Raw genomic sequence first — 23,611 nt, 5'->3', positions numbered from 1 at the left:
GCAAGGCTATACAAACCTGATACCTGGAATGACGACAAACCCAGGTGTCGTCCCCTTCCGGGAGAGAAGCGCCCCCGCCCATCGGGCGAGCCGGGGCTCCCCACCCTGAATTCTTGTTATCACCGTTTCCAGAGCCGGATTTCGGTGCCCGCGCGGCGCACGAGCAGCGGGCTCGAGGCGCCGTCCACGGGCTCGACGCGGCCCGGGAGTGTCGCGGACCGGACGCACCTCCAGCCGCGCGCGGCGAGCGCGGCGTGCACCTGGGCGCCGAAGCCTCCGCCGTAGGACGTGAGCAGGTGGGACGCGCGCAGGCGGTCCAGCAGGCTCCGGCTGGCGTCCTCGGACAGGTAGTAGAGCACCTCCGCCAGCAGCACCAGGTCCGCGTCCAGCGCCACGTCCTCCGCGCGGGCCTCCACGATGCGCACGCGCGCGTGGCGCCCCAGCCGCTCGCGCAGGCGCGCGACGAAGCGGGGCTCCGACTCCACGGCCTGGAGGGTCGCGTCCGGGAAGAGCGCCAGCAGGTGCTCCGTCATCATCCCCTCGCAGGCGCCTACGTCCACCACGCGCCGGGGCGGTCCCTCCTGGCGCAGCGCCCCGAGCACCTTCGCGGTGAGGGCGAAGCGCTCGCCTTCGTACGTGGAATGGGCGAAGCCCCAGGGGTCCACGAGCTCCGCGAAGACCTCCGGCTTCGTGAGGGACAGGGCGCGCACCACGTCCCCGGCCCGCACCTGGGTGAAGGCCTCGATGCCGGGCCCGTCACGCACGGGGTCCGTGCACGCGCCGGAGGCGGCACCGTCCGGGCGCTCCCGGTAGAGCGAGTTGAGCAGCGCCAGCTTGCGCTGCCAGGCCGCGTCGTCCAGCACCGTGCAGGCCGTGGGCCTGGCGCCCGTGGCGGGCACCCACAGCCGCTCGAAGACGCGGCTGACGAGCAGCGCCACCTCGCGGTGCAGCGGGGCGTCCTCCTGCGGGCTGTGCGTGTAGACGCGCGTGTCGCCTCGGATGCGCTGCTCGCGGCACCACGGCCCCACCTCCGACGGGGACAGCAACAGGTGCGTGCTCCTCGCGCCCAGGGCCCGGCCCACGGCCTCCAGCTCCCGGCCGGCGCTCCCGTCCTCCGTCACCACCGCGAGGTCCGCTCCCGGCGCCACCGTGCTGAACAGCCGGACCGCGTCCTCCGGGTGGGCCACGACGATGAGCGCCGGGGCCTGCTCGTTCTCAGCCATGTTCCGCGCTCCACTCTGAAAGGGATGGGGCCTGGGCGCCGGGCGATACGCGCTCCAGAAGCACGGCCCCGGCTTCACGTGACGGCGAGCGTGGGGGCTCAGCCATGGGCCGCGCTCCAGTCGGACGCTTCCTCCGCCGCCTCCTTGGGGAAGCGCAGCAGCGGCAGCAGTTGCTCGCGGATGAGCGGCTCCCAGCGCAGGCGCTCCGACAGCGCCCAGCCGGTCGCCAGCAGGAGGCGGCCTTCGTGCGCGTCGCGCGGCAGGCGGCGCACCACCTCCTCCGCCACGCGCTCCGCGGTGCGCAGCTCCTCTTCCCGCAGCACGCTGGCGGGCAGCGCCTTCCAGCCCTCCACCGAGTCCGCCAGGCCCGCGGCCCGGGCATCCGCCACCGGATCCGACACCACGAGGTTCGGATGCGCGGCCTCCGACAGCCCCTGCCGCTCGCACACGGCCTTCAGGGCGCGCCGGGCGCCGCTGACGCCGGAGATGACGCAGATGGCGCCGCAGCCCAGGGCCTCCAACTGCGCCAGGCCATAGGACTCATACAGCGACTGCCCCAGGGACACGTCCGTGGCGCGGTGCAGGTCGTCCCGCGTGAAGTCCAGGCCCTCGGGCCACGTGGGCTGGTTCACCAGCGCGATGTGCAGGCCCGTGTCCTTCGCGTTGAACGCGTCCACCCGCGCCTTCAGGCCGCGCAGGTTGTCGGACGGCTCGGCCTCGTTCCACTCCGTCACCATCACCAGCAGCGCGGGCTTGCGCTCCGGTGGCAGCCGCGGGGCCAGGTGCTCGCACACGTCCACGTCGCGCCAGAGCCCCTTGCAGACCTCGTCCCGCGCGATGTGCGTGAGCAGCAGGCGGAAGTCCCTGCCCCACGCCTTGCGCGCGTGGGCCAGCACCTTCGCCCGCGAGGCCTCCTTCGCGTCCCAGCCCGTGTCGACGGGCCGGTGCCCGTGCGGCACCACCGTCACCGGCTGGAGCGCGTAGCGCGCGTCCAGGAACCGCAGCTCGTCCGCCACGGACGCGCTCACCGCGCCCACGCGGTCGCACAGGTGGCCGTTGCGCAGGATCTGGAAGTTGGGCCAGGTGCCCACGGGGTACACCTGGTCCAGCGTCCGCCCCTGCTCCAGCCCCAGGCGCTGGATGTTGTAGAAGCGCGCGTCGGACGCCCCCTGCCCTCCCTCGCCGTACTCCACGAGCACCCGGGGCGTGCGCACCTCGCCCGCGTAGTACACGGTGCGGCACCAGCGCCGCCCGTCGAGCAGCGCCTTGTACGCGAGCGGCAGCGACAGGTGCTCCTGCGCCAGGATGACCGTCCCCGCCCCGTCCTTGGGGCGCAGCCGCTCCAGCGCGTCGAAGACAGGCTCCGCGAGCACGATGGCCAGCATCGCGTCATGGTCCAGCGCGGGCGCGTCCATGAGGCCGTGACGGACCGCCTTGCGGAACAGCCGGTTGACCCAGGGCGCCGCGCCCAGCCGCGTGCCGAAGCGCTGGCGCCACACCCGCGACAGCCCCCGCCACGCCGCCGGACGCGGCCCCCGGCAGTCGAACGGCAGGTCCACGCCGAGCAGCGTGTGCAGCCGCGCCAGGAACCCCGGCAGCGTGCCCATCCGCACCCGGTAGCCCCGGAGCACGTCCGTGAGGTCCACGAGCAGCACCTCCACCGGACCGCCCGGCGCGTCGCGCCGCCCGTAGATGAACGACACGTCGTGCCGTGCCTCCACCGGCTGGAAGACGCGCGCCCACCGCTCCGGGTTGTCCCGGCGCAGGCCGCTGTAGAACACCTCGCCGTGCGCCTCCAGGTCGCGCGCCAGCGACTCCTCCGGCGCGTAGCTCCCCAGGCCGCACGGCCGCACCGTGGGGCTCACCAGCAGCGTGCGCGGGAAGGCCCGCCGGTACTCGGGCTCGGACAGCAGGTGCTCCAGCACCACGCCCATCCCGCCCACCGTGCGCGTGGCCTCGTAGGACAGGTGCACCAGCAGGTCCCCCTCCGCCCACGGCTCGCGCGCGCTCATGGCGCCACCGTCCAGACGCGCTCGGCCATCCCCCGGCCCGCGCCCAGCCGCCGCGCGTGCGCCTCCACCGCGGGCAGCGTCCGGGGCTCGAGCTGGCTGGCGTAGAAGGACAGCCCGCGCAGCTTCGCGGGCCACAGCCCCGTCACGTCCAGGCACCGGGGGGACAGCCCGAGCGCCCACGCGTAGTCGACGATCTCATCCTCCGGGTGGTGCGCGGAGTACGGGAGGTCCTCGTAGTAGACGACGTTGTGCCCGCCGCGCAGGGCCCGCACCGCGTCGCGCACCATCAGGTGGTCCACGTGGCTGGAGATGCCCAGCGGCACGTAGCAGACCGCGTCCCGGGACACGCTCGCCAGCACCTCGCCCAGCGCCAGCAGCACGCGCGAGGCCAGCGCCGCCCGCGCCTCCTCCGGCTCCGAGGGGCCGCCCGGTGGCGTGCGCAGGCTGGTGTCGCGGAAGCCCAGGTGCACCAGGTCCAGCCCGTGCGCCCGCGCGAACCTCCGGTCCTCGCCCATCCGCAGCGACGTCACCGCCATGGCCCGCGACGGGTCCACCGGCAGCACGAACTCCCAGCAGCTCTGGGAGAAGACCGTGACGAGCGTGGGCACGATGCCCCGGGGCACGCCGAGCAGGCTCGCGTACGCCCCCAGCGCCACGTCGTCCGGGTGCGGGGAGAAGAAGACGTGCTCCGGCCCCTCGTCCCTTGCGTCGCGCGAGCGCTCAGCCACGGGTGCCTCCCGCGAGCGGCGGCGCGGGCCACGCGTCCAGCGGCAGGTCATGCAGGTCGCCCTCGGGCGTCACGAAGCCCAGGACGACCACGCGCTCGCCGTCGTTGTGCACCGTGTGCCGGAACGCCCGCACCGGCGCGTCCAGCCCGCGCGTCAGCCCTTCGGAGAAGCGGCCGGAGGTGACGAGCCAGTGCCCCGCGTCGTTGGGCATGAGGCGCGGCGTGTTCCCGTCCAGCCACACCAGCCCCGGCCGGGACTCCCCCAGGTTGAAGGTGAAGAAGCTCTTGTCCGCGTGCGGCTCCGACGCGTGCGCCACCACCTCCCGCCTGCGCCGCGCGGTGCTGGGCGCGTGGTACTTCACGAACCGCACCGCCCCTTCCGTGCGGCGGCGGAACAGCCGCGTGAGCCCCCCGGGGCGCAGGCCGTAGCCCAGCTCCAGCGCCTCCAGGAGCACGACGCCCACGGCGTGGCAGGCGTCATACGCGTCCTCCGAGGCCTCCAGGAGCTCCCGCACCGGCTCCGGCACCACGCGGCGGCGGAACACCGTCCACGTCGCGGGCTTGGCCATGAAGGCCTCGATGGGCTGCCGCACCACCGGCGACTCCGGGTACCAGGTGGCGTTGTAGCCCGTCTCGAACACCGTGGCCGCGGGCAGCAGCGCGTGCAGGTACGGGTGCGCCAGCAGCGCGTGCTGGAAGGTCGCCTCGTAGCGCTCGTAGCTCCCCGCCAGGGCGTGGCGCTCCAGCAGGGCCGTGGGGCGCTCCAGGTAGAAGAAGCCGCGCTCGGACAGGTGCGTGATGAGCCGCCGCGCGAAGGACTCCCGCTGGCGCGGCGTGCCGGACACGAAGTCCTCCAGCTTGAGCGGCCGGATGTCCGCGAAGCGCTGGGGCTGACGGCGCACGAGCCCGTCCCGCGCGGAGGTGAAGGGTCTGGGTGGCGGGGACGGGGCCGGTGTCCGTGGCGCGGTGGCGGGCATGGGATGTCGGGTCGTCATGGGTGGGAGTCGGGCTGGAACGTGTCGCAGGCTACGGGTGCCGTCTGACATGCGTGGATCCCCCCGGACCCGGACCCGGGTGCAATGCCTCTCAAACCCAGCCACCTCCCAGGTCGCCCGGCACACACGCACCGTCACGCCCGCGCGCGGGGACACACGCCTTGGGACGGAGGCCATCCGTCCACCTGGAGACATCCCAGCCTCCCTCACGGAAATGACCCGGACCGGTGGGTCTGGAAGACACCTCCGGGAGCGCTGCTTTCACCGGCTTGTACGGGTGGGAACAGCGATTGCGACGCGGGGGCCGGTGCCTTGACGGAGGCCCCCGCGCTCGCGCTCCAATCCCTGTCATGCCTCCGCATGCGAGACGTCTGCTCATCACGTTCCTCCTGGCTGGTACCTGCGCCTGTGCTCGCGCGTCCGTGTCGCGGGACGTGGAGGCCCTGGCGGCCCTGCGGGTGGAGTCCATCCGCCCGCCGATGCCGGCGCCCCGTGCGGCGCGGGTGGAGCGGCCGGTGACGACGGGGCTGCGCCTGGACGTGATGCCGGACCGCGCGCGCGTCTTCGTGGACGGCCGCGCGATGGGGCTCGCGCGGCACCTGGGGACGCTGCTGCCGCTTTCGCCCGGAGTCCACCAGGTGAGCGTCCGGCTGGAGGGCCACGCCACGTGGCGGGCCGAGGTGATGGTGGGCGACCGGCCAGAGCCCATCCAGGTGACGTTGACCGCTTCGCCGTGACGCGACGCGGGCCGTGACGCGAAGCGCACCGTCAATCCAAGGGGGAGGACCGGCGTGAAGCTGCCAGAGAAGAAGGGCCGGTTGTTCCGGTTGCCGTTCGCGGATGCGCCGGAGTCGCGCGCGCGGCTGTGCAAGAGCATGACGGAGCACGGCCTCTTCGTTCCCGCGGACACGCCACGGCCCATCGGGACGGAGTTCGCGCTCCAGGTGGCCTTCCTGGGGGACGGGCCCGCCGTCTCCGGCCGCGTTCGGGTGATGGAGCACGGCGTGTCCGGCTGGGTGCGCGGCTACTTCGTGAAGTTCGTCGCGCTGGACGCGGGCAGCCTTCCGCTGCCCCTGAGCCCTCGCAAGCCGCCCGCGCCCTCGGCGGTGGGGACGCCCGCCGCGAGCACGTCCGACGGTGCGCCCGGAGGCAACGAGGCGTCATGGCGGGAGGAGCCGACGCCGGTGGGCATCCGGCCGCGCTCGACGGTGGATGGCGCGTCCGCGCTGAATGACTATTCGCACCTGGAGCTCCTGCACGCGCGCGACCCGGAGGCGTGGCAGGGCGGGCTGCGGCCGTTCGACGCGTTCGGGCCGTACCAGTTGCTCCAGCGGCTGGGCGCGGGCGGCATGGCGGAGGTCCTCCTCGCCCGGCGCACGATGGTGGAGGGCGTGGACAAGCTGGTCGCGCTCAAGCTGGTGTTCCAGGAGTACGCGCGGCACCCGCGCCTGTCGGAGCTGTTCCTCACCGAGGCGCGGCTGAGCGCCACGTTGCAGCACCCCAACGTCATCCAGGTGTTCGACGTGGGCAGCGCGGCGGGCCGCCCCTTCATCGCCATGGAGTACGTGCACGGCCGCAACGGCGCGGACCTGGTGCAGGCGCTGCGGCAGCGCGGGCGTCCGCCGCCGGTGGCGTTGGCCGTGTCGATCGCCATCGAGCTGGGCAAGGCGCTGGAGTACCTGCACGGGCAGCGCGACCTGGACGGGCGCCCGCTGCATCTGGTGCACCGTGACGTGAGCCCGGGCAACGTGCTCGTGGGGCTGCACGGCGAGGTGAAGCTGGTGGACATGGGGGTGGCGTCCGCCAGCATCGCCAGCGGGAATGATCTGCTGGTGGTGGGCAAGCGCGCGTACATGGCGCCGGAGCAGGCCGCCGGAGGGCGACCGGATCCCGCGTGGGACATCCACGGCATGGGGCTGGTGCTCTACGAGCTGCTCACGCTGCACCGGGCGTCGGAGGCCGCCGGCGGCACGGAGGGGCCGCCCGGGCTGTTGAAGCCGTCGCACTTCAACTTCCAGGTGACGCCGGAGCTGGAGCGGCTGGTGCAGTGGGCCACCGCGCCGGAGCCGTCCTCCCGGGCGCCCAGCGCGAAGGTGCTGCGGCAGGCGCTGGAGCGCGTGCGGAGCGCGCTGCCGCCCTTCGACCTGGTGCAGACGATGCACGAGCTGTTCGGCGAAGCCCTGGACCGGACCCGGCGCGAGACGGAGGTGCTGATGGGGACCGCGCGGGGCAGGGACCGGCCGCACGCGTTCCCACGCTACCGCCGGTGGCGCGTCGCCGTGGAGCAGCGCATCCCGGTGGCCGCGAAGCTGGCGGTCGCGCGGCATGGCACCGCGCTGCGGTGGGGCGCGCTGGCGCTCACCGTCCTCTGCGCGACGGGCGCGGCGCTGCTGTGGCCGCTGCGCGCGCGGGAGGTGGAGCTGGCCGGGCGCCTGTCCCGAGCGGACCGGCTCATCGCGGTGGCGAAGCTGTCGGGCGCGGGGGAGGACACGGCGCTGGCGCAGTTGCAGGCCGCGCGGGCGCTGCGGCCCGAGGATCCGCGCGTGCGCTCGCGGCTGGCGGCGCTGGCGGATGCGTTCGAGCGACTGGCGGCGGAGGCCACGCAGCGAGGGGACCTCACGGAGGCGATGGCGCACCTGCGCGCCGCGCTGGAGGCGGCACCCGAGCGGAGCGCGCCCCGCGTCCAGCTTCGGTTCTTGGAGGAGGAGCTGCGCAGGACCCCTTCGGGTTGGAGGGTGCGATGAGCGCTCCCCATGCGGGCGCGGCGACCGGAGCGGAGCACTGCGCGCGGCCGGAGCCGGTTCTTGGACGAACCGGCTGGCAAGACGCCCTTGGGGTGGCTGGGGCGATGAGCCTGCCCCTTGCGCATGAGGGCGCGGCGTCGCTGGAGATCCGCCGGACGTCGGGTTTCCGTAGGCATGAGGTCATGCGAGCGTCGGGATCTCCGCGTCGAAGTGCCTTGGGGTGCGTCCTGCTTCTGATGGTCGCGGGCTGTTCGCGGACCTCGGACGAAGAAGGTGCGGGGCAGGCCGTATCGCGGGAGCTGTCCGCCATCGTGGCCACCTGCGCTGTCGCGCGCGGCCCGGTCGAAACGCTGCGCACGACGAACGCGTACTGGGAGCCGTTCGAGGCGGGCGCCACGTTCCGCTCCGGCGACTGGGTACGTACCGGGCCGGACGCGTCCACGCGCATCGAGCTTCGGGGCGGTGGCCGCATCGAGTTGGAGGAGCGCACCGTGGTGAGGGTGGAGCGGCCCTCGGCCCCGGCGGGCGGCGGCTCGGTGGTGGCGCTGGAGTCAGGCACGGCCCGGGGGCTGCTGCCCGAGGACGCGCCGCCAGACGGGCCGCTCGTGCTTCGCGGAGACAACGGGCGGCAGGTGGCGCTCACGGTGGAGGCGCACGCCGGCCCCGCGGAGTTCCGCGTCACCCGCACCCCGCGCGGCATGCACCTCAGCGTCTCGCGAGGCCGGCTGCTGCTGTCCGAGGGCGCGCACCGCCGCACGCTCGATGCCGGCAATTGGCTGGACGTCGCGCGCGGCCTGGAGGACGCCGAACACGACGGGCCGCCCTTCCCCACCAGCCTCTCCCCGGGTGTGGACGCGCGCATCGCGTGGAGTCCGGAGCTGCGCATCCCGTTGAGCTGGAGGCCGCTGGAGGGCGCTCGGAGCTACCAGGTGCTGGTGGCGCGCGACCTGGGCTTCACCCAACGCATCGTGGATGCGCAGGTGCAGGGCTCGGACTTCACGTTCGTCCCGCCAGAGCCCGGCATGTTCGTCTGGCGCGTGGCCGCGCTGGACGCGGAGGGACGGCCCAGTGAGCCCGGCTTCGCCCGCCGCATCTTCGTGGAGCGCCAGCGGCCCCGGGGGCTGCTCGTCACGCCACGCGATGGCTACGTGGCCCCGGCTGGCTCGGCCTCCGAGGACCTGGTCTTCGCGTGGCAGTCCACGGGTGGAGCGCCGCGATACCGGCTGGTCGTCGCGCGCGACCGGGAGCTGCGGCAGCCGGTGCTCGCGCGCGAGGGCAGTCCTCAACAGGTGGTGCTGCCCGGCCTGGCGCCCGGCGAGTACTACTGGGGAGTGTACGTGGTGGAGGATCCGCCCGTGCCGCTGTTCCAGAAGGCCCGCAGGCTGGTGGTGCGCGGGCCTTCCAGGGACCTCGCACGCGACGCGCTCCTCCCCATGGCCCCCTGAGTCTGGCCATCCGCTGACGCGTCATGAACCTCCGCTGCCATGCCACACGGCGACGGGCCGTCGCACGTCCAGGGCGCATGAACGCGGCACGCAGATTGCGGTCCCGCTCCGCACTTGAACAGGAGCATGCATGCGCTTCATGAGCGGAGTCGTCGTAGCGGTCGGTCTTCTCGGGTGCGGTGGTCTGGAGGCCGAGCAGGCCCCCTTCGAGACAGTGGGGCTCCAACTACATCCCGTGGATCAACGCGCAGATCCGGACCCTCAGCGTCGTCAGGTAGGGCGCGCGAGGCCTTCCCCTCTATGATGGCCGCTGTGTGACGGGACCGTCCGCCGCGAGGCACGGCTGCCCTTCCCGCCCCGGGTGAATGCATGTTCGTCGCTCTTGGAGTCCTCGCTGGCGCCGCCGTGCTGGTGCCCACCGCGCGCTGGTGGTTGATGCACCGGGTGGGCACGCCCCGCGCGAGCGAGCCCTTCGACGGACACGTCTACCGGGTGGGCAAGGCCGTCATCGCGGAGCGTCGTTGCGAGCAGCCCCGCGCCACGGTCATCGTCATGCACGGCTTCGTGGCGGACATGCGCTACTTCACGCACCACTACCGCGAGCCCGACCTCCAGCTCATCCTGCTGACGAGCTGCGACTACCACCTGCCCATCACCGACCCTCGCGAGGCGTCCGCCCCCTGGGCGAAGGTGCCGGTGGAGCCGGAGGGCACCATCGCCCATGACGCCGCGGTGCTGGTGCAGGCCCTGGAGCACCTGCCCCGCACGGACGTCGTGCGCGTCCATGGACATTCGCGCGGAGGCGCCGTGGTGCTGGAGGCCGCGAAGCTGCGGCCGGACCTCTTCGAACGGGTGGAGGTGGTGCTGGAGGCGCCCGTGCTCCCGCAGGCCCGCCCCTACCGGAGCCTGACGCCCTCGCAGTTGTGGCTGCTGCCGTTCCTCATCCCGCTGTGGCGGCTCGCGCCCATCGCGAAGCACAACCGGGGCGCGTGGGGGCCGCTGGAGAATGCTCGCAAACGCGAGCTCATCATGGCCTTCCCGTTCAACCCCAGGCGGGTGGCGACGATGATGGCCAACCTGCGGGACATCGAAGCGTGGAGCCAGGCACGCGATGCGTCCCTGTTCGGCAACGTGCGGCGCGGCACGTTGCTCGTCCCGGGGAAGGACCGGGTGCTGGAGTCCGCGTCCATGCGGGAGAGCGCCGGGCGCGCGATGCCGGGGCTCAAGGTGGTGGAGCTGGACGGGTGCAGCCACTTCGTCCTGTGGGACCGTCCGGATGCGCTGCCCGTACTGACCCGCACGCCGGAGCGGTCCACCGGCAGCGATTGAGCCTTCGCGCGGGGCCGCGCTACGCGCTCTTGCGACGCCGCATCATCGCTTCGTACGAACGGCCGACGCCCTGGGAGAGGATGAGCAGCTCGCCCACGTCCGGCGGGGTGAACTGCTCCGCGCCGTTGTCCACGTAGAGCAGGTGGACCACCTTGCCGCGCACGAGCAGCGGCAGGATGACCGCCGTCGAGGGGAAGCCTCCGCCAATCAGGCGGTAGAACATGCCCATCGCCGCGTCGCGCTTCACCGGGCCGACGAAGTGGGAGCGCAGGTCGCGCACGAGGCGGAACGTGCTCTGGTCCCGCAGCGGCACGCCGATGCGGCGGACGCCTTCGTCGCTCACGCCCTGCCCCATGCCGTGCCAGCCGGTGACGAGGTTGCCCTGCACGGACAGCAGCAGGCACCGGCGCCACTTGCCCATGGCGAAGCGAAGCACCGTGCGGGCCACGTCCTCGCGGTCCGAGCTGCGTCCCAGCTCCGCCTGGGCCTCCGGGAACGTAAGCGGCGTGGGAGGAGGGGCCACCGGCTTCGCGGCCACGGGCGGAGTCGGCGCGGCTCCCGGAGGCATCGCGCCCGCCGCACCGGCCTGGGCCGCGACGTGCGCGGGCACGCCCTGCGCTCCCGCCTGCGCCGCGACGTGCGCGGGCACTCCCTGCTTCGCCGCGCCCTGCCCCGCCGTGCTCGCGGCACGGGCCGCTTGCGCGGGCACTCCCTGCGCCGGGACGGACGGAGCGATGTGCGCGGGGATGTCCACTCGCGGCGGCACGGGCGCTGTGGGACGCGCCTGCGCCGGCATCGCGGGCCGGCCCTGGGGCGGCGCGGTCACGGGCGCCTCCACCACCTCCTCGCCGGTGATGATGATCTCCCCCTCCAGCACGTCCGCTTCCGCGTCCGAACCGCCGCGCAGCGCCTGCGCGTAGACGGACTGGAACTCCTCCTCGCTCATCAGGTCCGGCGGGCGCTCCGCGGCCTTCTGCAGCTCCGCCGCCGCGCCCTTCGCGGGCCTCGGGCGGACGGCGTTCATGTCGATGGCCCGCAACTGCCGGAACGCCTTCGCGTGCCGCCGCAGCAACTGGTTCATCCGGAACTCCGGGATGACCACCGGCACCACGCGCTTGCCCGTCTTGAACGCGATGGCGTCCAACGTCGTGAAGTCGTGCGGGTTCACCACCGCGACGCTCAACCGCGTCGCGTCCGCCCGCATCGGCAGGTACTCCTTGTCGTCCGCCTCGTTGGGGTTCACCAGCGCCACGGCCTTCGGGTCGGGCACCATCTCCCCGGACGCGTAGGCGCAGTTGTGCAGCCGGCCCAGCGCCTTGGCCAGGTCCTGCTCGGACAACAGCCCCAGCTCCACCAGGTTCGTCCCCAGCCGGCCGCCATGGACCACCTGCGACTCCAGCGCCTCCTCCAGCCCCGCCGCCGACACCAGGCCGTCCTTCACCAGCAGTTCACCCAGGCGCATGGGGCCGCTTGTAGCCATGCCCCGTGACCCTCCGCAAGCACCCGGCCGGGCACGCGCCCCTAGTCGTCCGGATGGTGGCTCAGCCCCACCCGGTTGCCCTCCGGGTCCCTCACGTAGAGCGTCCAGCGCGTCTCGTGCTCCAACGGCACACCCGCGCGGGCCAAGGTCTCCACCACCCCACCCCGCGCCTCGCGGGGTATCCGGAACACGAGCATCAGCAGCCCCGGCGCCGGATGGCGGAAGGGCACCACCTCCGGCGTCCCGTCCACCGCCTCGATGGCCAGGAAGGCGCCCCCGGGGACGCCTACCCAGACGCTCCGCAGGGTGCCGTCCTCCCGCAGGTGGCGCTTCAGTTCCGGAAAGCCCAGCAGGTCCCGATAGAACGCTGTCACGCGCTCGACGTCCCTCGCCTGAATCGCCACGTGGTGGAAGCCCTGAACGTCCGTCATGGAGTTGATGGTAGGGTCTGCCGGCCCATGGCGCGACTGCTCATCGTGGAGGACAACCAGGAACTCGCCTCCCTCATCGCCACGGTCGCGGAGACCCGGGGCCATGAGGCGCTCACCGTCTTCACGGGCGAGTCCGCGCTGGAGGCGCTGGGCCCCCACTCGCGCTTCGACGCCGCGCTGGTGGACCTGCTCCTGCCGGACATCCGCGGCAGCGAGGTGCTGGGCGCCCTGCGCGCGCACGGCATCCCCGCCATCGCCGTCAGCGGCGTCTACAAGGGCGACCGCTTCGCCCAGGAGGCCATGAAGGTCCACGGCGCCTGCGCCTTCTTCGAGAAGCCCTTCGAGCTGGACGTCGTCATCAGCGCGCTGGAGGAGGCCGCGGGCGTGCCGCCCGTGACGCACGGGGAGCTGCTCGACGAGGTGGACCTGCTCGTCCTGGAGGAGCTGGTCCAGGAGCCGCCCGCGGAGGACCCCGCGCTCGCGTCCGTCCTCTCCCCGCCCGAGCCCGCCGAACCCGCGCCCCCGGAAGAGGCCCCCGGCGTATCGGAGGCCCTGCCCCTGCCCTTCGCGCAGCGCGACGCCGTGTGGACGGAGGCCGCGCCCGCGCCCGTGCGTCAGCGGCGCCAACTGCCGGAGTGGTCGCTCGGCGGAGACCTGGCGCACACGTCGGTGCCGCGGCTGCTCAACGCCTATTACGAAGCGCGCCACCACGGCGAGCTGAAGCTGCGCCAGGGCACCGTGCTCAAGGTCGTCTACTTCGAGGCGGGCCGCGTGGTGTACGCCGCCTCCAACCTGGCCCCGGAGCGCTTCGGCCGCTTCTGCCTGCGCAAGGGCGCGCTCACGGAGGCCCAGCTCGCGGAGGCCACGGGCTACGCGCGCGAGCACTCGCTGCGCACCGGCGACGCCCTGCTCAAGCGCGGCCTGCTCAGCCCCAAGCAGCGCCGCCAGCTCCTGGAGGAGCAGGTGAAGGACATCCTCTGGTCCACGTTCGCGTGGACGGAGGGCGGCTACGGCTTCAGCCCCATGCGGCCGCAGCGCGCGGACCTGGTGCCGCTGTCGCTCTTCCCCGGCGACCTCATCCTGGAGGGGGTCGCGCGCACGGAGACGCTGGTGGCGCTGCGCCAGCGCATGGCGCCCGGACGCCGCCTGTTCCCCACGGCGGATCCGCCCTACGGCCTGCACGAGCTGAAGCTGGCGGGGCCCCAGGCGATGCTGCTCGCGTTCGCGGACGGCACGAAGACGGTGGAGGACCTGCTCGCCCTCACGGACCTGTCCGAGCGCGAGGCCCTGTCCACCCTGCGCGGCCTGGAGCTGTCCGGCGTGCTGGAGGAGCGGCAGCAGACGCCCAACCGCCGCCAGCGCATCAGCTTCGGGCTCTGACGCCCCGCCGCCGCCGCGCGGCCCACGCCAGCGCGCCCAGCCCGAACGCCGTCACGCCCGAGCCCCCGCCGGAGCACCCGCACCCTGACGTGGAGTCAGGCGGCGGCTCCGCGCGCGACACGACGACCTCGCGCAGCGACGCCGTGCCCGAGTACTTCGGCGGAGCCAGGAGCGCCGTGCGCACCACGTACGTGAGCTTCGCCGTCGAGCCCGCGGGCAGCGGCACCGGCTCCACCGCGAAGTGCTGTGCGGACGCCTCCGCCGGCGTCACCGGCCGGCCATTCAACGTCACGCTCTGGGGCACCCACTGCGCGCCCGTGACGGTCTCCTGGTAGCGGATGGAGCTCACGTCGCATGCGGTGTCGTTGCGCAGCGTCACCGTGACGCCCACCTGGCCGGCGTTGATGCCCTCGCCCGTCTCCGTGCGCCGCTCCACCGTCACGAAGGGCCGCGCGCCGATGCGCACCGAGTGCTCGCGCGCCGCCCCGCTGGCGCCCTCGCCCACGGCCGACACGTTCAGCGTGACGAGCTCACCCACCAGGGACTCCAGTTGCGTGTCCACCGTGGCCAGCGACACCGAGTCCCCCTCGGCGACGAGCGGCTCCAGCTCCGGCCCTCCGCCACGGGCCCACGTCAGGTCCACCGCCGAGCACGCCCCTTCCGGGATCGTCTGGCGCAGCGTGCCCCGGGCGCCCACGCCGCAGGTGGCGATGAGCTCACCGCTCAGCTCGCCCAGCACCACGTCGCGCGCCAGGCGGGAGAAGTCCGTCGTCGCCTCCGGCGCCATGACGGCGCCCTCGGCCAGGGCCTCGTGCACGCGCGCCCGCACGGTGTAGTGGGCGCTGCCGCACGTGGGGGGCAGGTCCAGCGCGAAGTCGCCTCCGCCGCCGGTGGACGTCCACGTGTCGAACACCTTGCCGGGGTCGGCCGGGTCCTCCAGGGTCACCACCGTGGTGAGGGGGCGCATGCCCGTGCAGTTGAGCGGCGGATCCGTCTTCACGTGGCCGCGCAGCATGCGCTCCTCCGCGGGGGCCAGCTCCACCAGGGTCCTCACCGATTCCAGGGGCACCCAGCGCGGCTTCACCGCGACCTCCACGTCGGACGCGGGGCTGTCGAGCGCGAAGCCGTCCACGGTGATGCGGTTGAAGGCGCGCAGCTTCAGCTTCAGGGTGTCCACGCACGTCGCCCCCGCGAGCAGCACGGAGTTGCCCTCGGTGGGGTTCTGTCCCACGGGATGCCGGTCGTTCCCCTGGAGCGCCGTCACCGACACGTTCGCGGGGTTCTCCAGGACGGACCAGAACGTGGACACCGGCGGCAGCCCTGGCGTCCCGGGAGAGCCTCCGCACAGGTGGGTCGCCTGGGGAATCAAGGCCGCGCCGGAGAAGACGTCACGCGCGGCGCTGCTGAACGGGGCCTCGGGGGGGCCCCACGGATGGAGTCGAACCGGGACGGTCGTGGACGGGGACTCCAGCTCGCCGTCGCTCGCGCGCACCGCGTAGTCGAAGGCGGCCGTGCCCGGCTTGCAGCGGTCCTCCCGGGTGGAGGGAGGCGTGAACGTGGCCACGCCCGCCTTCGCGTCCAGCCTGGGTGCCCCGGCGGGCGTCGTCCACGTGTAGCTGACGGGCTCGCAGCCGGTGGCGCCGCGCGTGGCGGTGAAGGTGCCGGAGGGCCCTCCCATGAAGAAGTCGTTGCCGTCCTCCGCGTTGACAGCCACCTGGGGCGCGCCCGGCTTCACGGTGTGGTTCAGCACCAGCGACACCGCCTTCGGCGTGTCGTGCGCGAGCAGGCCGTCCGAAGCCACCACGTCCAGGAACGACGTCTGGGACGCGCAGATGCCCGAGGGCGCGGTGAGCGTCAGCTTGAGCCCGCTGTCCTCGCGCGAGTCGAGCGGTGACGGGACGACGGTGATGGGGCTGCCCGGCGCGCGCACCGTGGCCGACAGCCGCACGGCGTCGCCGTCCGGATCGCGCAGCTTGAGCTGCACGTCCTGGGTCGTCCCCTCGTCGACGCTGATGCTGGCGGGCAGCTCGCTCACGGTGGGTGGGCTCGCGTTGCGGTAGATGAGGACGTTCTGCGCGGGCCCGTCGAGGATGGCGACGCAGTAGGACGCGTCCGCGCAGGCCATCCGCGAAGCGGAGTGGGTGATGCCCGCGGGCAGCTCCGTGTTCTGCCGCCAGACCGTGCCCGGGAGCGCGGGCGGAACCACCGGCTCCGCGCTGTACGCCGCCACCTTGCCGTCCGACTTCTGCTTGAGCAGCAGCAGCCCGAAGCCCGTCCCCGCGCTGGAGCCGCTCGCCACGTCGAGCGCGAGCGCGTCGACCGAACCCGGCGCCAGCAGGATGGGATCGAACGGATAGGTGGAGCCGCCCAGCGTGCCCCGGAACAGCCCCGAATCGTTGCCGAAGAACGCGAGCGGCTGATCCGCCACCGGGCCCGGCAGCAGGGCCACGCTGCGGGCCCAGTTCGGAGCGGCGATGCCCGTGGCGATGTAGGACACCGCGCCCGTGCCCCGATACCAGAGGAAGTTCGCCTTGATTGCGGAGACGGAGAACAGCGCCTGGGGGAGCCCATCCGACTGGGGGGGCAGCACCGCGAGCTGCGGCTGGGCGCTCAGGTCCGTCTGCGGGGTCATCAGGGTGCCCCACTCGGCCGTGCCCTCCTTCGGGAGGAGCGAGCTGCGGAACTGCGGCGTCTGCAAGGGCCCCTCGGCGGCGACGGCGTAGCCCACGCCCGCGTCCGCCGTGACGCGCACGGCGCGCACCGCGTAGTCATTGCCGTCGTCGGGGAACAGGCGCTTGCCGTCATCCGTGGGGGAGCAGCCGCCCACGCTCTGGAGCGTCCCGTCCAGACGGATGCCCACCACGCAGTTGGCCCCGCGCAGGAAGCTGCCCGCCATGCCCACGTTCACGGTCGTCACGACGCCATCGCGCGACACGTAGAGCTGGCCGTCGGTCGCCACGGCGAAGAAGCCGGGCCGGAAGACGGTCACGTCCCTCGGGGTCCCCGCCTGGGTCTGGATGTAGGTCCACTCCGCGCGAGCCGCTCCCGCGCACAACCCCAGCCCCAGGATGATCCACCCGACTCGCACGTTCGACGTCCCTCCGCCCGGCGCCTACCAGGCCACTTCCGCCCGGAGATAGAGGCGATCCGGAGCATGGTCCGATTCGGCCTCCAGACCCAAACCGCTGAAGCCCAGGACGGTGTACCCCAGGGCCACCCGCAGGCGCTCGTCCAGCCGGTAAGCCACCTCGGGCCGGAGCGCCGTCAGGCCCTGGTCGTCCGCCGCCGACGTGCGCCGGGCCGCCTCCACCGCGACCTCCAGTCCGCCCAGCACCCGCACCGAGGGCCGCAGCGTGCCCGTCCACACCCAGCGCGCGGACTCGCCCAGGCTGGAGCGTCCGACGTGCAGGCCGGACGCCACGGAGAGCCGCTCGCCCAGCCGCACCGCCGGCATCAGCGACACCGTCTGGAGCACCCGGTCCCCGAAGGCGAAGCGGGCGCCCGGGGACAGCTCGCGCGTGAGGCCGTAGCGGGCCACCACCAGCCAGGGACCGGGCCGCCAGACGAGCGCCGCGAACCCCTCCGCGAACCGGGCCTCCAGCCCTTCCCGGCCCGCGGTGTGCGCGAAGTCCAGCCGTCCGGAGGCCGTCACGTCCTTCATCAACTGGCCCTCGGCGGCCAGCGCCAGCACCACCTGGGTGCGGTCCACCGGGCCCGAGCCGCCGCGCGCGGGCGTGCCCTCCTCGTGGCGCAGCTCGGCGCGCACGTCCGCGCGGAAGCGCTCGCGCAGCCACTGCGCGGACACGCTGGCCACGTCGCGCGTGAGGTCACTTTGGATGTCCAGCGGGTTGCGCACGCCGCGCTCGTAGCGGGCGCCCGCGCTGAAGCCGCTCTGTCCCGCCGCCCACTGGAAGCCCACGGCGCGGGCCCGCCGGATCGCCTGCGCGTCGTGCGCGCTCACGTCCTCCACGAACACGGTGGTGCCGTCCCCGACCTCCGTGCGCGCGCCCGTCACCGCGCGGCCCGCGCCGAAGTCCGGACCGTCCACGTCCACGGAGTAGCCGCCGTAGTACGTCTCGCGCCCGCGCCGCACGCGCGCGTCCAGCCAGGCCTGCGGGCCCAGCTCCGGGCCCCAGCCGCCCTTCACGCCCACGGACGCGTCGTTGTCCACCCTCACCTCCACGCCCGCGGAGGTGAACGTGTCGTTCATCCGGCCCGGGCCATCGCCGCGCTCGTGCAGCCGCTGCCGGTGGCCCGCGGACAGGGTGAGGCGGGGGCTCAGCGCGTAGTGCCCCGCCACGCCCAGGGACGTCCGGCCGCCCTCGAGCGCGTCGCCCTGGCCGGGCACCACCGTGGCGCGCAGCCAGCTATCGCGCAGCTCCAGGCGCACGCCGCCCTCGTCGCGCTCATAGGCCACGGCGGCGCCCAGCGTGCGGGCGCCGAAGGGCGTGTCCTCGAAGGGCAGGCGCGGATCCGCGGAGCGCCGCTCGTCGCCCAGGAGCGTGAGCGCCACCGGGCCCACGGGCTGCGTCACGCGCAGGGACAGTTGCCGGAAGCGGGCCGCGTCCAGGTGCGCGCCGTCGGAGAAGCCCCGGGAACGTTCGCGCCACGCGGCGTCCACGGTGCCGCCATGGCCGGGCCCCAGCACGCCGGGACCGCTCAGGCGCAGGGTCACCGCGCCGCCGTGGTCGTCCCGCGAACCCGCAGGACGGAGGAAGGACAGGCCGCCGTCGTCCGACACGCCGAAGACGCTGGGCTCGACCGCGATGCCCCGGCTGCTCGCGGCCTCCGCGAGGAGCGAGTAGCCCCCCAGCCGCGTCTGGCCCCGCCCCGCCAGGAGCTGGAAGGGAGCCCCCAGCCGGCGCTCGCGCACGGCGGACAGCCCGACGGTGGTGTCGCGCCAGCGCGCCCACGCCTCGCCACCCACCGAGTCGCGCGGATCTCCCGCGTGCAGCACGGCGTAGTCCACGACGAGCACCGGCTCCGGCGCCTCGGTGAGCGCGTCCGTGCGCAGGAGCGCCGCGCCGGAGAGGAACGACAGCGGGCGCGCGAGGAGGATGCGGCCGGCGAGGTAGTCGATGTCGTAGTCGCGGCCCCGGACGAGGTGCTGTTCGCCCAGCGGCAGGCCGGTGACGCCGTCGCGCACCTCCACGCGCACCAGCTCGGAGCCCTCCGCCACGGTGCCGCCGCCCAGGTAGTAGAGGCTGCCGCCCGTGGCCCGCAGCTCCTCGTGCGCGGGCGTCGCGGCCAGGCCTCGCGTGGGGTCCACCAGCCCGCCGGCGAACGCGTCCAGGCCCACGCTCACGGGGCCCAGTTGCTCCGTCAGCTCCGCGTAGGGGCCGAAGAGCGGGCGGTGGTAGCGGCCCACCTCGCGGTCCTGCAGCAGCGCGCGGTAGGTGCCGAAGCCCGCGCGGCCGTACTGCTCGTGCCGGGCCTCCAGGCGCAGACGCCCCTCCGTGGGGTTCGGCGTGAGGGACACGGAAGTGTCGCCCCACTCCGCCGGAGCGAGGTCGGGGTCGGGCCAGCGGTCGAAGCGCTCGGGCCTCCGGGGACGCAGCCAGTCCGCGAGCGGCGCGTCGTCCAACTGGCGCAGGTCGGTGTCGGTGAGGTCCAGCTCGCCCACCACCTGCACGGGCCCCAGTTGGGCTTCGCCGTGGAGCGCGCCGCGCCCCCTCAACCGGAAGCCACCGCCCGCGGGCGCGATGCTGCCCTCCACGTCGAGCAGGCCCACGACGAAGGGCTGGGCACGCGCTTCGACGGACACCGTCACGGCGCTCGCGGGCTGGCCTGGCGGCGCCAGCGAGACGCGGACGGAGTTGCGCCCTGGCACGAGCCGCACGGGAAGGCGGACCTCGCCTTCGGGCCCCGCGACGAGCTGGGTGTCGGGGGTCGACACCGCGGTGCCGGGGGCCACCTCCAGCCGCAGGAAGGTCTCTCCGGCGGGCAGCGGCGCGTCCGCGGAGAGCCCGCGCACGGCGCCCAGGCGCGCCTTCTCCCGAGGGATGACGAGCCAGCCGCGCTCACCGCGCCGCACCACCTCGAAGGACTGCTGGGTGAACTCCACCGCGCCGCCCGGTGAGGTGGCGGTGATGGTGATGACGTTCGGGCCCGGCTGGAGCGGCACCGTCGCCAGCCACGCGCCGGAGTCCTCCACGGTCGCGTCCACGTCGCCCGCGCGGACCCGGTCGCCGGGCGAGGCGTGACCGCTGATGAGGAAGCGCAGTCCGCCGTTGGCGGCGCGGGCCTCGGGGGGACGGGCGGGGGCGGCGGCGGGGGCCGCGGGAGGCCGCGAGGGCGGCAGGCGCACGCAGAAGTCCTGGAGGACGGCGGCGCCCCAGGGCACCTCCACGGTCGCGACGCGGGGGAACACCTGGCTGGACGGCGGCAGGCTGCGCGGATCCACCTTCAGCGCATGGCGGCCGGGGCGCAGGTGCGGGCCGCCGGACAGGTCCGGCACGCGCGAGTCCACGCCGGTGAGGTGGTAGCGGCCGAAGGCATCCGTGCGCACCTCACGGCCGGTGGCCAGCACCAGGCGCACGTCCCCGAGCCCGGGCTCGTCGGGTCCGCAGAGCCCGTCCGCGTCCACGTCCACGCAGACGCGCCCGGCGACGGTCGAGGCCTGGGTCGGGAGGTCCGACGACAGCGACTGCGCGGACGCCACGGACGACACCAGGAGCAGCGCGAGCAGGAAGCCCCCGCTCGCGCCTGGGAGCGCGGCCCTCCGCCACGCCCCCGCGCTCAAGGCCGCACCTCTTCCACCGCCGTCACGCCGGTGCGCACGTCCGCCACGGACACGCTCACGGGGCCCTTCACGCCCTGCACCGTGAAGCGCGTGAGCCCGTCCTGCACGGACAGGTCACCGCGCTCGCCCTCCGACAGGGCGATGTGCACCGGGCGGTCCTTCAGCACCTGCCCGCTCGCGTCCTCCACCCAGCACGTCACCCGGGCGCCCTCCACGCGCACCCGCACGTTGACCGGCAGCGGCGGCGCCAACTCCACGCGCTGCACAACGGGCGCGGGCACCAGCGGCGCGGAGTCCGGGAACACCGGCCCTTGCGGCCCCAGCACGTGCACCGTGACGTCGAGCCCCGGCCACACGGCGTGCGACACGCGCAACGTGCCAGGCATCCGCCCTCCCAGGATGACCGTCCCGTCCTCGCCCGTGGACCGGTTCAAGCCGTTCACCCGCAGCGGCTGACGGGGCACCGGCCAGCCCGCCAGGTCCACCACGCCCGCGACGAGCAGCGGTCCCCGAGCCCACACCGCGAGCCGCGCGGGCTCCGTCCCGACAGGTCCATAGGCGGCCACCGTCACGTCCGTGCTCGAACCCCACCCGCTCTCCGGAGCGGTCCACGGCACGGTGAACGTCCCCGGCGGGGACTCCACCGCCGGGCCGGGGGTCCCCAGGGGCGAAGTCACCACCACCTTCGCCTCCGGCCGGGGCTGTCCGGCCGCGTCCCGCGCCGTCACCACCAGCCGCGCCACCGAGCCCGCGTGCACGAGCGGCTCGGGCAGCGACACCGTCACGTCGCGGACCGGGCCCTGCACCAGTTGCATCGGCAGCGACTCGCGCGAGCCCGGGCCCCGCTGCGGCCACGCCGCGTCGATGCGCTCATCCGCCGCGAGCGTGCGCGGCGCAGTGTAGCGCCACTCCAGCATGCCGTTCGCGTCGCGCTGGGGCCCCTCCAGCCGGCCGTACTTCGCCTTCGCCGTGACGCGCGCGTCGGCGACGGGCTGCCCCTTCGGATCGCTCGTCGCGCACAGGAGCCGGGCCTGGGACACGCCGTCCGCGGGCAGCCGCTGCGGGTTGAGCACGCACGCAAGGCCATCCGTGGGCGGCAACTGGAGGTCGATGCTGAGGCGCTCCACGTGGCCCGACTCGTCCTTCACCTCGCCCCGCGCCAGCGAGTAGCCGGGAGGCACCACCAGCGGCAGCACGAAGCGCCCCTGCGCGTCCACCGGCACGGGCCCGAAGCGCGTCCCCGCCACCTCCAGCGACACCTGGCCTCCGGGCTCGCTCTGGCCGGGCAGGTTCACCGACGTGGCCAGCGGCACGAGCAGCCGCCCGTACGCCCCGTGCACCGACTGCGGATGCGGCCACGCGGACAGCGCGACGAGGATGGCCGCCTCGGGCAGGCGCGTGGGGGGCAGCACGTACCGGGCGGTGTACGTGCCCGGCCCCGTGCGCTGGAGCCCCTCCACCTGCCCGGTGCTCGCGCGCAGCACCGGTGGCGCGCCGCTGTCATCCGGCGTCCCGTCCGGCCGGAGCCGCTTCACGGTGAGCGTCGCCTCCGTGTCGCGCCCCTTCACCGGCAGCGCGGGCTCCAGCGACAGCTCCATGCGGCTCGCGGGCGGCCCCACGTCATAGCGGGCCTGGGCCTCCTCGCCGTCGCCCTTCACGCGCACCACCACCTCGCGCGCCCGGGCCTGGGGCACGACGACGTAGGTGCGCAGCGGCGGGGACTCCGGTCCGGGCTTGAGCTCCGCGCCCTCCGCCGTCACCGACGACGGGGTGAACGCCACCGGTTGTCCCCCGGCGTCCCGGCGCACCACCGCGACCGTGAAGCCCTCGGGCGGCACGGGCACGTCCGGGCCGAGCAGCTCCAGCGAAGCCGCCCAGACCGGGGCACAAACCAAGACCATCGCGGAGAGCAGGAGACGTTCCAGGGCTTCCCGACTCTACAAGGCCCTCCGCCGGGACTGCACCACTTTGGTAGTGCTGGCCGTGCGAAGGGCCCCTGCGTCGAACCCGCGGACACCTCCAGCATCCCACCCCACCCGGCGGGTGGGCCCGCTCCTGGACGACCCGCGGGCCCGCCGGGTGGATCAGGGCGAGGTGCCGCCGACGCGCTCCTGGAAGACGTTCGTATCGACCTTGAGCGTCCCCGGCTTCTTCGGCGGGGGCGTGTCCAGGACCAGCTCGCGCTGCTCCTCCTGGCGCGCGCCGCCCACCCCCACGGCGCTCACATGGACGGTGTTCTTGCCCTTCTCGAGAGGGACCCCGAGCTTGAAGTTCCCCTCTTCATCCGTCAGCACGCTGGCGCCGTTCACCGTCACGCGGCTGCCGGGAACCGTGCTGCCGGAGATGGCGACCTCCTGCGTGCGCTGCGTCCTGCCCTTGGGCCACTGCATCTTCAGGAACACGCTGCTGGGGATGGGGGCGGGCTCGGTGGGGGCCTTGCCGGGGCGGACGATGGACTGCTGGCCGGCGCGGACGATGACGAACCGGCCCTCCTTGCCGGTCAGCTTCACGTCGCCCTCGCGCGTGCCCACGCTCACGGTGCCCTTGCCGTTGTTGCTCATGGTGAAGGTACCCTGCGAGGTGCTGGCCTCCGCGTCGCCGTTCTTCGCCTTCAGGATGAAGGTGTGGCGGACGTTGGGCCGGCCTCGCACGGTGGCGGTGGCGAGGCCGCTGCCCAGCATCACCTTGGACAGCTCGTTCGAGATCTCCTCCACGGAGATCTCCGTGTCGGCCTCCATGCGCAGCTCCACGGACTCGCCGTTGAGCACCACCGCCCAGGAGCCGCGACCGGTGCGCACCACGTCCGTGGGCCGCAGCGGCATGTCCTTGCGCGCGGGCTCCCAGGCCCCGGCCTCGCCGTGCTTCACCTCCACGGTCCCCTCGAAGGAGCTCAGCACCAGCTCCACCGCCTTCTTGACCTCCACCGGCGCGGCGGCGCGGGGCGGCTCGGGGGGCGGCAGCGGCGCGGGGGGCTCCCGCAGGAAGACGAACCAGCCCACCGGCAGCGCGGCCAGGATGAGCACGAGCCCGGCGAGGAACGGAGCCTGTCGCCTGCGAGAGGGAGGAGCGGCCATGCGAAGGTCCTAGCTACCACACGCCGCGG

15 protein-coding genes are annotated in these 23,611 nt (G+C 74.0%); 5 read left to right on the top strand and 10 right to left on the bottom strand.

Translation table 11 applies throughout. The features are described 5' to 3' along the window. Positions 1–119: 119 nt before the first annotated feature. From K8556_RS21445 to K8556_RS21430, 4 genes are all read right to left on the bottom strand, one after another. Positions 120–1,223 (bottom strand): class I SAM-dependent methyltransferase, encoded by a 1,104-nt coding sequence (locus K8556_RS21445; protein WP_223741939.1) that lies wholly within the window; start codon positions 1,221–1,223, stop codon positions 120–122. Between the two features lie 98 nt (positions 1,224–1,321). Continuing rightward, a complete protein-coding gene (locus tag K8556_RS21440; protein ID WP_223741938.1) occupies positions 1,322–3,235 on the bottom strand; it encodes a glycosyltransferase in 1,914 nt (637 codons plus the stop codon). Beyond that, positions 3,232–3,963: a PIG-L family deacetylase gene (locus K8556_RS21435; RefSeq protein WP_223741937.1), complete on the bottom strand. Its 732-nt coding sequence runs from the start codon at positions 3,961–3,963 to the stop codon at positions 3,232–3,234. The genes K8556_RS21440 and K8556_RS21435 overlap by 4 nt, the downstream gene beginning before the upstream one ends. Next, positions 3,956–4,864, bottom strand: a complete 909-nt coding sequence (locus K8556_RS21430; RefSeq protein WP_223741936.1) for a hypothetical protein — start codon at positions 4,862–4,864, stop codon at positions 3,956–3,958. Before K8556_RS21430 ends, K8556_RS21435 begins: the two co-directional genes overlap by 8 nt. A gap of 443 nt (positions 4,865–5,307) precedes the next feature. Here K8556_RS21430 and K8556_RS21425 point away from each other — a divergent pair, with 443 nt between their 5' ends. The 4 genes from K8556_RS21425 to K8556_RS21410 all read left to right on the top strand — a co-directional run bounded on the left by K8556_RS21425 (position 5,308) and on the right by K8556_RS21410 (position 10,475). After that, on the top strand, positions 5,308–5,694 hold the full coding sequence (locus K8556_RS21425; RefSeq protein WP_223741935.1) for a PEGA domain-containing protein: 387 nt from the start codon (positions 5,308–5,310) through the stop codon (positions 5,692–5,694). A 54-nt stretch (positions 5,695–5,748) separates the two neighbouring features. Beyond that, on the top strand, positions 5,749–7,701 hold the full coding sequence (locus K8556_RS21420) for a serine/threonine-protein kinase (protein ID WP_223741934.1): 1,953 nt from the start codon (positions 5,749–5,751) through the stop codon (positions 7,699–7,701). A gap of 236 nt (positions 7,702–7,937) precedes the next feature. Further along, positions 7,938–9,146: a hypothetical protein gene (locus K8556_RS21415; RefSeq protein WP_223741933.1), complete on the top strand. Its 1,209-nt coding sequence runs from the start codon at positions 7,938–7,940 to the stop codon at positions 9,144–9,146. Between the two features lie 369 nt (positions 9,147–9,515). Then, entirely contained in the window at positions 9,516–10,475 is a 960-nt protein-coding gene (locus tag K8556_RS21410; protein ID WP_223741932.1) for an alpha/beta fold hydrolase, read from the top strand. A gap of 19 nt (positions 10,476–10,494) precedes the next feature. Here K8556_RS21410 and K8556_RS21405 read toward each other — a convergent pair whose 3' ends face one another. After that, positions 10,495–11,937: a general secretion pathway protein GspE gene (locus K8556_RS21405; protein ID WP_223741931.1), complete on the bottom strand. Its 1,443-nt coding sequence runs from the start codon at positions 11,935–11,937 to the stop codon at positions 10,495–10,497. A gap of 59 nt (positions 11,938–11,996) precedes the next feature. Further along, on the bottom strand, positions 11,997–12,386 hold the full coding sequence (locus K8556_RS21400) for a VOC family protein (protein ID WP_223741930.1): 390 nt from the start codon (positions 12,384–12,386) through the stop codon (positions 11,997–11,999). A gap of 27 nt (positions 12,387–12,413) precedes the next feature. On the opposite strand from K8556_RS21400, the gene K8556_RS21395 reads away from it, so the two are divergent. Continuing rightward, positions 12,414–13,766, top strand: a complete 1,353-nt coding sequence (locus tag K8556_RS21395; protein WP_223741929.1) for a response regulator — start codon at positions 12,414–12,416, stop codon at positions 13,764–13,766. Here K8556_RS21395 and K8556_RS21390 read toward each other — a convergent pair. From K8556_RS21390 to K8556_RS21375, 4 genes are all read right to left on the bottom strand, one after another. Then, positions 13,750–16,854 (bottom strand): hypothetical protein, encoded by a 3,105-nt coding sequence (locus tag K8556_RS21390; protein WP_223741928.1) that lies wholly within the window; start codon positions 16,852–16,854, stop codon positions 13,750–13,752. The two genes, K8556_RS21395 and K8556_RS21390, sit on opposite strands and share 17 nt — an antisense overlap. A gap of 24 nt (positions 16,855–16,878) precedes the next feature. Further along, positions 16,879–20,508: a flagellar motor protein gene (locus tag K8556_RS21385; protein WP_223741927.1), complete on the bottom strand. Its 3,630-nt coding sequence runs from the start codon at positions 20,506–20,508 to the stop codon at positions 16,879–16,881. Then, the gene (locus tag K8556_RS21380) at positions 20,505–22,409 is read right to left on the bottom strand and encodes an Ig-like domain-containing protein (protein ID WP_223741926.1); all 1,905 of its coding nucleotides are present in this window, start codon (positions 22,407–22,409) and stop codon (positions 20,505–20,507) included. Before K8556_RS21380 ends, K8556_RS21385 begins: the two co-directional genes overlap by 4 nt. Before the next feature lie 183 nt (positions 22,410–22,592). Then, positions 22,593–23,582, bottom strand: coding sequence for a FecR domain-containing protein (locus tag K8556_RS21375; protein WP_223741925.1), 990 nt, complete (start codon positions 23,580–23,582; stop codon positions 22,593–22,595). Between the last annotated feature and the right edge of the window lie 29 nt (positions 23,583–23,611).

The sequence above is a fragment of the Corallococcus sp. AS-1-12 genome, assembly GCF_020036995.1.
Taxonomy (GTDB): Bacteria; Myxococcota; Myxococcia; order Myxococcales; family Myxococcaceae; genus Corallococcus.
This window is presented reverse-complemented; position numbering and strand designations above follow the sequence as displayed.

Bases quoted from the DNA above. Each gene is read 5' to 3' on its own strand.
- K8556_RS21395 (WP_223741929.1), top strand. From the start codon at position 12,414: ATGGCGCGACTGCTCATCGTGGAGGACAACCAGGAACTCGCCTCCCTC.
- K8556_RS21405 (WP_223741931.1), bottom strand. From the start codon at position 11,937: ATGCGCCTGGGTGAACTGCTGGTGAAGGACGGCCTGGTGTCGGCGGCG.
- K8556_RS21445 (WP_223741939.1), bottom strand. From the start codon at position 1,223: ATGGCTGAGAACGAGCAGGCCCCGGCGCTCATCGTCGTGGCCCACCCG.
- K8556_RS21380 (WP_223741926.1), bottom strand. From the start codon at position 22,409: ATGGTCTTGGTTTGTGCCCCGGTCTGGGCGGCTTCGCTGGAGCTGCTC.
- K8556_RS21440 (WP_223741938.1), bottom strand. From the start codon at position 3,235: ATGAGCGCGCGCGAGCCGTGGGCGGAGGGGGACCTGCTGGTGCACCTG.
- K8556_RS21375 (WP_223741925.1), bottom strand. From the start codon at position 23,582: ATGGCCGCTCCTCCCTCTCGCAGGCGACAGGCTCCGTTCCTCGCCGGG.
- K8556_RS21425 (WP_223741935.1), top strand. From the start codon at position 5,308: ATGCCTCCGCATGCGAGACGTCTGCTCATCACGTTCCTCCTGGCTGGT.
- K8556_RS21400 (WP_223741930.1), bottom strand. From the start codon at position 12,386: ATGACGGACGTTCAGGGCTTCCACCACGTGGCGATTCAGGCGAGGGAC.
- K8556_RS21410 (WP_223741932.1), top strand. From the start codon at position 9,516: ATGTTCGTCGCTCTTGGAGTCCTCGCTGGCGCCGCCGTGCTGGTGCCC.
- K8556_RS21415 (WP_223741933.1), top strand. From the start codon at position 7,938: ATGGTCGCGGGCTGTTCGCGGACCTCGGACGAAGAAGGTGCGGGGCAG.